The sequence below is a fragment of the Pseudomonas sp. Ps21-P2 genome, assembly GCF_039672565.1.
In the GTDB taxonomy this organism is placed as follows: domain Bacteria; phylum Pseudomonadota; class Gammaproteobacteria; order Pseudomonadales; family Pseudomonadaceae; genus Aquipseudomonas.
On the sequence record NZ_JBDFPL010000016.1, the window covers coordinates 1 to 12,223 of the forward strand.

General features: G+C 62.0%; 10 protein-coding genes. 4 read left to right on the plus strand and 6 right to left on the minus strand.

Translation table 11 applies throughout. The features are described from left to right. Positions 1-251: 251 nt before the first annotated feature. Positions 252-1,160 (minus strand): LysR family transcriptional regulator, encoded by a 909-nt coding sequence (locus ABEH28_RS26300; protein ID WP_346631494.1) that lies wholly within the window; start codon positions 1,158-1,160, stop codon positions 252-254. Between the two features lie 105 nt (positions 1,161-1,265). Here ABEH28_RS26300 and ABEH28_RS26305 point away from each other — a divergent pair, with 105 nt between their 5' ends. The 4 genes from ABEH28_RS26305 (at position 1,266) to nhaA (ending at position 5,902) form a co-directional block, all read left to right on the plus strand. Then, a complete protein-coding gene (locus tag ABEH28_RS26305; RefSeq protein WP_192171557.1) occupies positions 1,266-1,865 on the plus strand; it encodes a short chain dehydrogenase in 600 nt (199 codons plus the stop codon). A 62-nt stretch (positions 1,866-1,927) separates the two neighbouring features. Beyond that, positions 1,928-2,608: a hypothetical protein gene (locus ABEH28_RS26310; RefSeq protein WP_346631495.1), complete on the plus strand. Its 681-nt coding sequence runs from the start codon at positions 1,928-1,930 to the stop codon at positions 2,606-2,608. Between the two features lie 319 nt (positions 2,609-2,927). Further along, a complete protein-coding gene (locus ABEH28_RS26315) occupies positions 2,928-4,541 on the plus strand; it encodes an NAD(P)/FAD-dependent oxidoreductase (protein ID WP_346631496.1) in 1,614 nt (537 codons plus the stop codon). Positions 4,542-4,711: 170 nt separating this feature from the next. Further along, on the plus strand, positions 4,712-5,902 hold the full coding sequence (nhaA, locus tag ABEH28_RS26320; protein ID WP_346631497.1) for a Na+/H+ antiporter NhaA: 1,191 nt from the start codon (positions 4,712-4,714) through the stop codon (positions 5,900-5,902). A gap of 86 nt (positions 5,903-5,988) precedes the next feature. Here the strand turns inward: nhaA and ABEH28_RS26325 are convergent, their stop codons facing one another. The 5 genes from ABEH28_RS26325 to ABEH28_RS26345 form a co-directional block, all read right to left on the minus strand. Continuing rightward, positions 5,989-6,453, minus strand: coding sequence for a glycine zipper 2TM domain-containing protein (locus tag ABEH28_RS26325; protein ID WP_037012225.1), 465 nt, complete (start codon positions 6,451-6,453; stop codon positions 5,989-5,991). A gap of 208 nt (positions 6,454-6,661) precedes the next feature. Beyond that, positions 6,662-7,309: a pyridoxamine 5'-phosphate oxidase gene (pdxH, locus tag ABEH28_RS26330; protein ID WP_346627513.1), complete on the minus strand. Its 648-nt coding sequence runs from the start codon at positions 7,307-7,309 to the stop codon at positions 6,662-6,664. 48 nt (positions 7,310-7,357) lie between these two features. Further along, positions 7,358-8,464, minus strand: a complete 1,107-nt coding sequence (locus ABEH28_RS26335; RefSeq protein WP_346631498.1) for an OmpA family protein — start codon at positions 8,462-8,464, stop codon at positions 7,358-7,360. 150 nt (positions 8,465-8,614) lie between these two features. After that, complete coding sequence (locus ABEH28_RS26340) at positions 8,615-9,763, minus strand: serine hydrolase domain-containing protein (protein WP_346627599.1); 1,149 nt, start codon at positions 9,761-9,763, stop codon at positions 8,615-8,617. A 74-nt stretch (positions 9,764-9,837) separates the two neighbouring features. After that, on the minus strand, positions 9,838-12,204 hold the full coding sequence (locus ABEH28_RS26345; RefSeq protein ID WP_346631499.1) for a beta-galactosidase: 2,367 nt from the start codon (positions 12,202-12,204) through the stop codon (positions 9,838-9,840). Positions 12,205-12,223 lie beyond the last annotated feature (19 nt).

Here is a 12,223-nt window from a genome sequence, read left to right on the forward strand (position 1 = left end):
ATTGGCGGTGTTTGGGCTTTTTGCGTTTGAAGATCAAAAGCAGGTCAAAGGCTTCCCGGCTGAAGCCGGTCCTACAGGAGTCGCCGTCGGTGCCACTGGCTGCACGCGTTGCTTTTTGTAGGACCGGCTTTAGCCGGGAATAGGCCAGTGGCTGCGACATCAATTTTGATTTCTGTTTACAAGGGACTGATTTATTTACAGCGCTTCACCGTAAATTAATCTGTCCCCGCTCGATTTGATAACCCCAGAAGTCAGAGCTGTTCCAGCGCCGCAGTGCTGCGCTCGAACCATTCACTCAAATAATCCGCCATGACTTGCACCCGCCTCGGCAGCCGTCCTTCAAAGGGGTGGACCAGGTAAAGGGACGAAACCGGCGTCTGGTAATCACGCAGCAACCAGTGCAACCGTCCTTCTTTCAGTTCCTCATGGACCATGTACGACGGCAGGCGGGCGATGCCGGCGTCGACGAGGGCGGCTTTTTTCAGGAGGCCGTAGTGGTTGCTGGCGAAGGTGCCGCGGACGTTGACGCGGGTCAGTTCGTGTTTCTGGTGGTAGCCCCAGGATTCGCGGCCGGCGTGATGGCTGTTGAGCAGGCATCGATGAACCCGCAGTTCTTCCGGGGTTTGCGGGGTGCCGTGTCTGGCGAGGTAATCCGGACTGGCGCAGGTCAGTTCCTGTAGCGACAGCAAGGGCTTGGCCACCAGGCGTTCGTCGATCCCCACGCTGGAACGTATGCCCAGGTCGAAGCCATCACGGCGCATGTCGCGGAAGTGGTTGTTAAGGTCCAGTTCCACCTGCACGTCGGGGTAGGTGTGGGCGAATTCGGTGAGCAGGCCTTCGAAGAAGGTTTCGCCCAATGACACCGGCACGGTCAGGCGAACGGTGCCAATCAGGCTTTCGCTCAGGTAGGCCATGGCGTCGCGAACGCGGTCGCGTTGGGCCAGTAGCGCGCGGGCTTCGGGCAGGAGAATGGCGCCCGCCGAGGTCAGCGTCAGGCTGCGGGTGGTGCGATGGAGCAGCGTAACGCCGAAATTCTTTTCCAGTTTGCTGATGCGCTTGGACAGTTGGCTGGTACTGGTGTCCAGCCATTGCGCGGCCAGGGTGAAGCTATTGGCCTCCACCAGCATCGCGAACGCGGCCAGGTCGTCCATTTCGCTCATGATTGTTTCCTTTCTGACAAACCGGGATTGCCGTTTAGCCCCTGTTTCGGTGGGAAAAGGCGACTCACACTGAGCGCCTGATCCATACCAGGGGAAAATCGCATCATGAAAATTCTATTGATTGGCGCCAGTGGCACCATTGGCTCGGCGATCGAGAAAGAGTTGGCGCCACGCCACGAGATCGTTCGCATCGGCAGAACCGGCGCAGACGAGCACGTCGATATTAGTGACAGCGACTCGATCCGCAAACTATTCGAACGGACAGGCCCTTTCGACGCATTGATTTGCGCGGCCGGCAATGTCACCTTCGCGCCGCTGGGCGAGATGACCGCCGACTCTTTCGCCCTGGGCCTTCGGGACAAGCTGATGGGTCAGGTCAATCTGCTGCTGATCGGTCGGGAATTCGCCAACGACGGTGCGTCCTTCACCTTCACCACCGGCATTACCAGCGTCGATCCGATTCGCACCGGAGCGTCAGCCAGTTTGGTCAACGGCGCCATCGACGCCTTCGTGCGCGCCGCCGCCATCGAGATGCCGCGGGGCATGCGGGTCAATTCGGTCAGCCCCAACGTGCTGGTCGAAGCCATGGGCAGCTACGCGCCGTACTTTCGTGGCTTCAAGCCGGTTCCCGCAGCGGATGTAGCCTTGGCGTACGCAAAAAGTGTCGAAGGGCTACAAACCGGACAGACGTATCGCGTCGGCTAATCGCCCCTTGTGATGAGCGAGCAGGCTGAGTAACGTGGCGGCACTTGTCTGGAGACCGCCCCATGTCCGCTGCTCGTTCCGCTCTGATGTTCGCCTTGTTGCCCCTGTTTGCCGGCTGCCAGTTGCTGCCCATGTCGTCCAGTGACAGCAAGGTGTCGACCGCTGGCATGATCCGCATGCAGGGCACCCTCAGCGGTGACGGCGGCAAGCTGTTCTTCGCCCCGTGCAACGAACAGCGCCGCTATGCAGTGACCGACAAGGGCAACACCGGCGTCCTGCAGGAAGCCGCTTCGGTGGTGGACAAGAACGGCAAGGCGTTCGCCGATGTACGTGGCAACTTCGTCGCGAGCAAGGCCCAGGGCAGTGACGGTCAGGCTGACATTTACCAGCTCTACCGCGTCGAGCGCCCAAGCGGTGCCTGCGAGGACCCCAATTTCAAGCGCCTGACGATTCATGCCAGCGGCAACGGCCCGAAATGGAACCTCAACGCCAGCGGCAAGGGTCTGGTGCTTGAGCGCGAAGGCCAGGAGCCGTTCGCCGTGCCGTACATGGAAGAGCAGATGCCCGAGGGCCGCTTCAACCTGATCACCGACGCCAACAATCAACACGTCGAGCTCTACGTCGCGCCGTTGCGCTGTGTGGACCCGTCGAACGGCTCGGTGCAGCACCTGACCGCCGAACTCCGGGTCAACGGCCAGGTTCAGCGCGGTTGCGCGTACTTCGGGGCGATGCGTAACGATTGATAGCCTTTCGCTGAACCTGAAACCTCAAACCTGAATCTGTACAGGCGCAACACTGGTGGGAGTGAGCTTGCTCGCGAATGCCGTAGGTCAGGCGCTCACAGCGCTGACTGACAAGACGCTTTCGCGAGCAAGCTCGCTCCCACATATTCCCCATTAGCCTTGAGATCAAGTTTTCCCAGCTGACTCGGTGCAAAGCTAAACGGCGGCTGCGTGGCGGATGTCGTCGCTCGGGCCACCGCTCCCTGCTCAATGTGGCTTATAATCGCGCGCTCTTGTAGTGCTGCCGGGCCGATCCTGCGGCCCGAAACCGGATCTTTCAATGTTACGAATCACCGAATTCAAACTGCCGCTGGACCACGCGGACGACGAACTGCGCCCTGCACTTCTGCAACGCCTGGCCATCGGCAGCGACGAGCTTCTGGATTTCACCCTGTTCAAGCGCAGCTATGATGCGCGCAAGAAATCCACCGAGCTGCAGTTCATTTACACCATCGACTTCCAGGTGCGCGACGAAGCCGCCCTGCTCCAGCGCCTGAGCCACGACAAACACATCGGCCCGGCGCCAGACGTCAGTTACAAAGTGGTCGGCCACGCCCCTGCCGATCTGAGCCAGCGTCCGTTGGTAGTCGGCTTCGGTCCGTGCGGGATTTTCGCCGGCCTGTTGCTGGCGCAGATGGGCTTCAAGCCAATCATCCTCGAACGCGGCACCGAAGTCCGTCAGCGCACCAAGGACACCTGGGGGCTGTGGCGCAAGAACGTGCTCAACCCGGAGTCCAACGTGCAGTTCGGCGAGGGCGGCGCGGGGACGTTCTCCGACGGCAAGCTCTACAGTCAGATCAAAGACCCGAAATTCATCGGTCGCAAGGTCTTGCACGAGTTCGTCAAAGCCGGCGCGCCGGAAGAGATTCTCTACGTCAGCAAGCCACACATCGGCACCTTCCGGTTGACCGGCGTGGTCGAGAACATGCGTCATCAGATCGAAGCGCTGGGCGGCGAAGTGCGTTTCCAGCAGCGGGTCACCGATGTACTGATCGAAGACGGCCAGATGCAAGGCGTTGTGCTCGACAGCGGCGAGCGCATCAACTCGCGGCACGTCATTCTGGCGCTGGGCCACAGCGCCCGGGACACCTTCCGCATGCTCCACGGGCGCGGCGTGTTCATGGAGGCCAAGCCGTTTTCGGTCGGCTTCCGCATCGAACACCCGCAAGGTCTGATCGACCGCGCGCGCCTGGGCAAGTACGCCGGTCACCCGAAGCTTGGCGCTGCCGATTACAAGCTGGTACACCACGCCAAGAACGGCCGTTCGGTGTATAGCTTCTGCATGTGCCCCGGCGGCACCGTGGTGGCGGCAACCTCTGAGCCCAACCGCGTGGTCACCAACGGCATGAGCCAGTACTCGCGCAACGAGCGCAACGCCAACTCCGGCATCGTCGTCGGCATCACCCCCGAGCAGGATTATCCGGGCAGCCCGCTGGCCGGCATCGAACTGCAGGAGCGACTGGAGTCCCACGCCTACATCATGGGCGGCGAAACCTACGAGGCACCGGCGCAACTGGTAGGCGATTTCATCGCGGGCAAAGCGTCAACGGCGTTGGGCGGCGTAGAACCTTCCTACAAGCCGGGCGTCAAGCTGACCGACCTTGCCGACGCATTACCCGCCTTTGCCATCGAAGCCATTCGTGAGGCGCTGCCGGCGTTCGAGAAACAGATCAGAGGATTTTCGCAGCACGACGCGATTCTCACCGGCATCGAAACGCGCACCTCCTCGCCCCTGCGCATCACCCGTGGCGAGGACCTGCAGAGCCTCAACGTCAAAGGCCTGTTCCCGGCAGGCGAAGGCGCAGGCTATGCCGGCGGCATCCTGTCGGCCGGCGTCGACGGGATCCGCATCGCCGAAGCGTTGGCCCGAAATATCCTGGGCATCACTGAATAAGCCACTCAAAGGCATCGCCCTACAGCACTCGGAAACGAATCCCTAGGATTCGTGAGCGGTGTCTGTAGGGCGTTATTTTTGATTACAAATTCGGCTTCAGATCCTGTTTTCAGACACCAGAACGCGCGTTAGGGTGGCGCTCCTTTTTAGGCTGCCCTTGGAGCGTGACCTTGCCCGTACGCAATACATTCAGACGTTTCTTCCAGCTGGAAGCCGCCGGTGGCTTGCTGCTGATCGCCGCCGCGGCCCTCGCCCTTATCATCAACAATTCTCCCCTGTCCTGGCTCTATAACGGCTGGCTCGAAACGCCGGTCGTTGCCCAGATCGGCGCGTTGCAAATCGCCAAACCGTTGCTGCTGTGGATCAACGACGGCCTGATGGCGTTGTTCTTCCTGCTGATCGGGCTGGAGGTCAAGCGCGAGGTGCTGCAAGGGCACCTCTCGCGGCCCTCGCAAATTGTCCTGCCGGGCGCGGCGGCCATCGGCGGCATGGTTATCCCTGCCCTGCTCTTCTGGGCGCTTAACTCAGACAATCCCGCCGCCCTGAGTGGCTGGGCGATTCCCATGGCCACCGATATCGCCTTCGCCCTCGGCGTGCTGGCGTTGCTGGGCAAACGGGTGCCGGTGTCGCTCAAGCTGTTTCTCATGACCCTGGCGATCATCGATGATCTGGGCGCGATCATTGTCATCGCGCTGTTCTACTCCGGCGAACTGTCCAGCCTGGCATTGGCGCTGGCAGCCGCGTCGATTGCCGGACTGATCACCATGAACCGCCTGGGCGTGACCAGACTCGCGCCCTACTTGCTGATCGGCACCGTCTTGTGGGTCTGCGTGCTGAAGAGCGGCGTCCACGCCACGCTGGCCGGCGTTGTGCTGGCATTCTGCATTCCGCTGCGGACGCCCAAAGACGTCGCCTCCCCCCTGCAGCAACTCGAACACGCCCTGCATCCCTGGGTGGCGTATTTCATTCTGCCGCTGTTCGCGTTCGCCAACGCCGGCGTCCCTTTGGCCGGCGTTACGCTGGAGAGCTTTACCCATCCCGTACCACTCGGCATCGCACTGGGTCTGCTGCTGGGCAAAGTCATCGGTGTGTTTGGCCTGACGTGGCTGGCAATCAAGACAGGGCTCGCATCACTGCCGACCGGCGCAAACTGGGGGCTGGTGCTGGGGGTTTCGATGCTGTGCGGGATCGGCTTCACCATGAGCCTGTTTGTCGGCTCACTGGCGTTCGTGCCGGGACAAAGCGAGTTTGCCGGGATGGATCGAATGGGGATTTTGACGGGGTCTGTTCTTGCCGCGCTGATCGGCTACGGCATCACCGCAATGGCCAGTCGCAGCACGCGCTCAGCAGCGTTGAAATGAAACGCTGAAATGCAAAACGCCCCGAATGATCGGGGCGTTTTCGCAAGCGGACATTTTACGCCCAGCTTCGAGACATGCAGCGCGGTTTAGTGGCTGACGCGGCTGGTGCCGTTGACGGTCATGATGCGAACGCGCTCACCCACACGGAAGATCTCGTTTTCCTGAACTTCCTGCACATAAGCACGCATGGTGCCATCGTCTTCACGCACGGTGATCTCGACGCCTTGAGCACGGGTCAGGCCGCCTTCCGCTGCCGAACCCAGCAGACCACCGGCGACTGCACCGATCACGGCCGTCACGATGCTGCCGCGACCGCCACCGATGGCGCTGCCACCCACACCACCGACAATGGCACCGGCGCCTGCGCCGATCGGGGTTTTGGTGCCTTCAATCTTCACCGGACGCAACGATTCGATCGTGCCCAGCCGTACGGTCTGCACCTGACGAGCTTCGTCGCGCGAGTACGAGTCACCGGTGAGGCTTGAAGTACAGCCGCCCAGCGTCAGCGCCATGGCGGTGAACGAAGCAACCAACAGAACAGACTTACGCATAACAGTTATCTCCAGAGGTACAGGTAGCCATTAGACTCTGCGACGCCAATCGATGTCACGGTCCTGTACCGATAATTTACGTTTATTCAGGCGTGATACAGCAACCCGCCGACGTCTACTTCAGTGGACGACGGCGCCGGAAATTGATTCAAAGAAAAGTGTGACAGAGACCCTGGTGCTGGCATCACGGAGGTCCGGAGACCCGCACTCAGGGCGCGAGGCGCTCGCGCTGCCACTCATCTTCCAGCAGACGATAGTTCAGGCGGTCATGCAGACGGCTTGGACGCCCCTGCCAGAATTCGATGCGATCCGGCACCAGACGATAGCCGCCCCAGTGATCGGGACAGTCAGGCTGGGCGTCCATGAAACGCGACTCGGTGGCTTTGAGCAAACCTTCGAGCTCTTCACGGTCGGCAATCACCCGGCTTTGCGGGGATGCCCAGGCACCCAGGCGGCTGCCGAGGGGGCGCACCTGAAAATAGGCGTCGGATTCTTCGTGGCTGACCCTGGACACGCGGCCTTCGATGCGCACCTGACGTTCCAGCGAGGGCCAGAAAAACGTCATGGCGGCAAAAGGACGGGCGCTCAGCTGCTGGCCTTTGGCGCTCTCGTAGTTGGAAAAAAACGTGAAGCCCTGAGCGTCCAGGCCTTTGAGCAGCAGGACGCGGCAGTGGGGGCGACCGTCGGCGTCGACGGTCGCCAGCGTCATGGCGTTGGCCTCGACCGGCGCTTGCTCGGTTTCGACCGCTTCGTTGAACCAGCGATGGAACAGTGCGAAGGGCTCTTCCGGAGCCTGGGCTTCGGTCAACCCTTCGCGGGCATAGTTGCGACGCATATCGGCCAGACGCTGGCTCATCACTGCCTTCCTTAATCGAGATTCGTGAACAGAATCCCGATCTTAACCTCAGTTGCTGGCTTGAGCATCCGGGGCAGGTTTTTTGGCCGCTGCTTTCGCAGGCGCTGCCTTGGCTTTCACCGGCGCTGCTTTCTTCACAGGTGCTTTCTTGGCCGCAGGCGCTTTGGCGGCGGAAGCCTTGGTAGCAACGGCTTTCTTGGCCGGTGCAGCGGATTTGGCAGGCGCAGCAGCCTTGGTCGGCGCAGCAACCGGTGCCGGCGCCGGCGCGTTGGCGGTTTGCACGGCCAGCAGGGTCGGCGCTGGCGGCAGGTTGTACTTGGCCATTTCGGCAACCATTGTGTCCTGCGGCGTCAGGATGATTTCCACGCGACGGTTGAGTGCGCGACCCGGCGCGCTGTCACCGGCCGCACGGGGCATGTCGGCGCCCATGCCACGCAGGTTCAGACGGTTACGCTGCAGGCCGCTGAGGCGGAAGATCGCCGCAACTGATTGGGCGCGCTGCTGACTGATCTTGAGATCGGCATCGCTGGCCACGTCGCTGTGGCCCAACACCAGAACGGCGGCGCGCTGGTCGACTTCAACGATCTTGGCCATGCGGCTGATCGGGCCGAGGTTGGTCGGCAGGAGCATTTCCGGACGCTTCGGGTTGAAGGTGCTGTCGACCGGCGCGGTGACCACGAGGATGTCGTCACGGCGCTCAAGCTGGAACTGGCTGTCCTTGATCGCTTCGCGAATTTTTGGCTCGTTCAGATCCAGCCAGGCCTGGGTCACCTTCGGGTCGACTTTGGGAACAGCCGGGGCGGCATCTTTTTTGGCGTCGGTTGCGCCGAACGGCCACCACCACTTGTTGGCGTCGCCGGCCTGGGCAACCGCCGGCGCAGCAGCCGGCTGGGTGGCGGCTACTTCTGGTTTCTTCTCGGTATCGCCGTGGTCAGAGCCAAACGGCCAGTACCATCGTGTACCGGTCTCGGCCTGGGCTTTAGCGACTTGCGCAGCCGCCGGGTTTGGCGCTGGGGCTGCAGGCGCTGCATCGGCGCCCTTGCTCGAACCGAACGACCACCAGTGGTCATTGCTGGCCGACTGATCCTGAGGGGTTTGCGCACAGCCGGTGACGGCGATGCAGATGGCGAATGCGAGGCTTTTGTTAGCTGACATGGGTGACCCACATGAATAATTGATCAGAAAATGAACGAAGCAGCGCTCATATAACACGCATAAAGACCGTTTTGGAAAAAGAAACCGCCCTACGGCTCGGTTATCCAGATTTAACTGACAGTCGGTAGAACAAGCACTTAACGGCGATAGTTATTGCAAACACTCACCAAGCACGCGCACTAGACCCTGAGCGCGCGGATCCATCAGCACGTAAGGACCAAGGGTGTTCGTCACGAACCCAAACGCCACATCGCGCTCGGGATCGGCGAAGCCAACCGAGCCACCTGCGCCGGGATGGCCAAATGACTTGGCACCCAGCCCGAACGTCGCGTTAGGCACCGCGGGTTGATCGAGCATGCAACCCAGCCCGAAGCGGGTCTGGGTCAGCAGTGTCTTGTCCTGGCCGATGCTGTGCTCGCGCGTGAGCTCGTTGAGCAAGTCGCCGTCCAGCAGGCTGCCGTCGAGCAAGCCGCTATAGAAGCCGGCCAGACTGCGCGCGTTGCCATGGCCATTGGCGGCAGGTTGCTGCATGCGCCGCCATTCCGGCTTGTTGGTGCTGGTCATGATCGACGGCGGGTTGGTGAACGCCCTCGCCGTCATGGACGCAGGTTCGCGCATCGTGGTCTGCAGCAGTCGCTGCGCGGCCTCATCACCGGCATTGCCCTTGCCTCTGGCAATGTGGGCGACGCGGTGAAACTCCTCGTCGGCAAGACCGACGTGGAAGTCCAGGCCCAGCGGACGTGAAATACGCGCAGCGATGGACTCACCCGGCCCGCGGCCGTCGGCGCGACGAATCATCTCGCCCACCAGCCAGCCGTAAGTGATCGCGGCATACCCGTGGCCCTGACCCGGTGTCCACCAGGGTTCCTCGGCAGCCAATACGCGGGTCATGGCCTGCCAGTCGTAAAGCGCTTCGGCCGGCAATATTTCACGGATCGCCGGGAGCCCGGCCTGATGACACAGCAACTGGCGCAGCGTGACGGACTGTTTGCCGTTGGCCGCAAACTCAGGCCAGAGACGGGCGACAGCCTCATCCAGATTCAGCTTGCCCTCGCCCACCAATTGCAAGGCCGTGACCGCCGTAAAAGTCTTGGTGCAGGAGAAGAGATTGGCGATGGTGTCGCTGTGCCAGACCTCGCCGCCGTCCTTGTCTGCCGTGCCCGCCCACAGATCCAGCACCGTCTCGCCGCCAATCTGCACGCACAGCGCAGCGCCACGCTCCTGCGGGTCGTCGAACAGCGCGGCGAACGCTTCGCGTACGGCCTCAAACTGAAGCTCGAAATGGCCTTGAATCTGCACGGTCTGGCTCTCCGGTCGGGCTGCAAAAATGGCGAACATTGTTCCAGCGATTGAATGCTTTGGGAACCGCCCGGTTAAGGGCGTTTGCCGATCACATCCACGACCTGTCCATTGGCCTTGCGCACTGCCTCAACGAAGCCCTGGTACGGCACGTCGGTGATGCCCACCAGCCCGAGATGGCCGTTTTCGCCGTCGAGCAAGCGGCCGGTGACAGGCTGATCCAGATACTGGAACCAGTGCACGCCGACGATGGAGGGCTCGGCCAGCGCGCTTTTCAGGAAATTGGCGTACGCCGGGCCGCGATCTTCCTCACGGGGCACTTCGAGCACTCCGCCCCAGAATGGCCCGCGATCACGGGAGCCGAAATGAAACTCGGTGACCATCACAGGCTTGTCGAGCACGCGCAGTTTCGCGAAGTCCACGCCGTCCTGGGGTTTGAGGGTGTAGACGTTGAAGCTCAGCACGTCGCAGAACTTGGCGCAGGCTTCAACCGCCTCGGGACTGGTGACGCCAAAGCGGCCACCGAGCAGCAGATGGTTCGGCGCATGCCACTTGAGCGCGTCGGAAATGGTTTTGAAATAGGTCTCGGCGAACACGCGCTGGAAATACCGGAAGTCGATTTCGATCTCCGGGTGCTCTGCGCTGGGCAGCGGCGGCTCGAAACCCGGGTCTTCCATCAACTCCCACGCGGCGAGATGGATGCCCCACGCCTTGGACAGCCCTTCTTCGTTGCGGTACTTGTCGCGCAACTGCTTGAGAAACGCGCGCTTGGCCGGCACATCGGTGGTCAACTTCAGCGTGCCGTAGGCCAATGCGTAGCGATCCTTCGGATCGTTGCCCGGCGCCGCCCAGGCCAATTCGTTATCCGCGAAGTAACCGATCAGGTACGGATCATCGCGATGGTCGCGTGCAGCGATGGCAACGGCCCGCTCGGTGGCCATGGCGAAGCGCGGATCGAACGGGTCAGGCATGCCGCCCCACCAATCCAGACCGGTGCTGATGCTCACGTAGTCGCCCACGATGGACAGCGGCAGCGTGTAGGGCACGCGGTCTTTTTTGCTGCTTTCCAGGTTCTGCAGCGACGAATCGCTCCAGTTGCCAACGGTGTTGAAGCCCCAGGCCTGCAAGCGTTGCAGGGTGTGATCAACCCAGCGTTTGCTGTCCACGATCACCGGCTTGCATTCGATGGCAGGCGCAGGCGTAGCGGGCTTCTCCGGCTGAGGCGCCGGCGCGCTCTGCTCGGCAGAGCTGTCGCCAGTGGAGACGGTCGTTGCAGGAGCGGCAGCCGGGTTTTCGTCTTCGTCGTCAGCCGGCTCGACCGGCTTTGAGACTTCCACGCACTTCGGCACGCCGTACGTGCGTTGCAGGTTGGCGCCATAGAAATCGAACCAGCGGCCCTGATCGAACTGGCGGTTGCGATTGGCCCCCGTCTCGCGGTTGTCATCGCCCTTGCCGTAGAACACGGCGAGCGGATCGTCACTGCCGGGCAGGCCGGTGAACATGGCTTCGCGGCCTTCGACGTAGGTCTGGCTGTCGTCAGCGGAGACGGCGTTTACCCCCAGCGAGTAGAACGGATGGCCTTCCGGCGTCACCAGATACCAGCGATCGTCGCGCTTCTCGGTGCGGAAAAAGCCCTTCGCTTCGAAGGACGGGCCGCTGGTCAAACCACCGTATTTGTCGTGGGCCGGACGGTCTTTCAGCCAGGTTTGCAGCTGTTGCTGTTCCTTGGCCGCCAATGTCTTGAGCTGGTCGTCGCTGGTGACCTTCTCCGGCCACTTGCCCCGGGTGAACTGACCGTAGCCGTCGACCAGGTTGCCGTAGGCCGCGGTTTGCAGCGCGTAGCCCTCTTGCACGCCGAACTTCTCGATCAAGACGGACTGGGCAACGTTGGGTTGAGACATCGACACGGTGACCGATGAAACTTCAGCGCTGTTCAGCTCACCTTCGGTGTTGGCCAGCAACACGCGCTGCCCTTCGTACATCCATGGCATCGGTGGGCCGGCGCGCATGCCCTGGGTCATCGGCGAACTGGCCTTGAGCGGCAGCACCAGGGTTTGCGCCGGGCCGGCCGGCAGGTCGATGCGGCTGGTGAGGATTTTGCCGTCGCGGCTTTCGATCTGCACGTACACCGTCAACGCCCAATCCATCGCGCTTTGCAGGCGCAAGGTCATGGCGCTGTCGTGGCTCCAGTCCCAGACGCCGGTCTGCGGGGTCAGTTGCAGGCTGGGTTTCGCGACCGGATTGAAAACCACACGACGCAGCACTTCGCCTTCGGCGGTCTGTTCGGCGTTCGCCTGGGGAAACCCGGCATCCTGGGTCGTGACCTTTACCACGTCGGCGGGCCGCACGAAATTGAACAGCGTCTGCTGCACGTCAGGCGCGGCGTGGGCCATGCCGGCGCACAGCGTGGCAATGATGGCGGACAGTGAACGGCGAATCATGTGATCGGAAGCTCCTTGA

Excerpts from the sequence above, each read along its gene's own strand:
- ABEH28_RS26345 (WP_346631499.1), bottom strand. The coding sequence starts at position 12,204 with ATGATTCGCCGTTCACTGTCCGCCATCATTGCCACGCTGTGCGCCGGC.
- ABEH28_RS26335 (WP_346631498.1), bottom strand. The coding sequence starts at position 8,464 with ATGTCAGCTAACAAAAGCCTCGCATTCGCCATCTGCATCGCCGTCACC.
- pdxH (WP_346627513.1), bottom strand. The coding sequence starts at position 7,309 with ATGAGCCAGCGTCTGGCCGATATGCGTCGCAACTATGCCCGCGAAGGG.
- ABEH28_RS26325 (WP_037012225.1), bottom strand. The coding sequence starts at position 6,453 with ATGCGTAAGTCTGTTCTGTTGGTTGCTTCGTTCACCGCCATGGCGCTG.
- ABEH28_RS26310 (WP_346631495.1), top strand. The coding sequence starts at position 1,928 with ATGTCCGCTGCTCGTTCCGCTCTGATGTTCGCCTTGTTGCCCCTGTTT.
- ABEH28_RS26305 (WP_192171557.1), top strand. The coding sequence starts at position 1,266 with ATGAAAATTCTATTGATTGGCGCCAGTGGCACCATTGGCTCGGCGATC.
- ABEH28_RS26300 (WP_346631494.1), bottom strand. The coding sequence starts at position 1,160 with ATGAGCGAAATGGACGACCTGGCCGCGTTCGCGATGCTGGTGGAGGCC.
- ABEH28_RS26315 (WP_346631496.1), top strand. The coding sequence starts at position 2,928 with ATGTTACGAATCACCGAATTCAAACTGCCGCTGGACCACGCGGACGAC.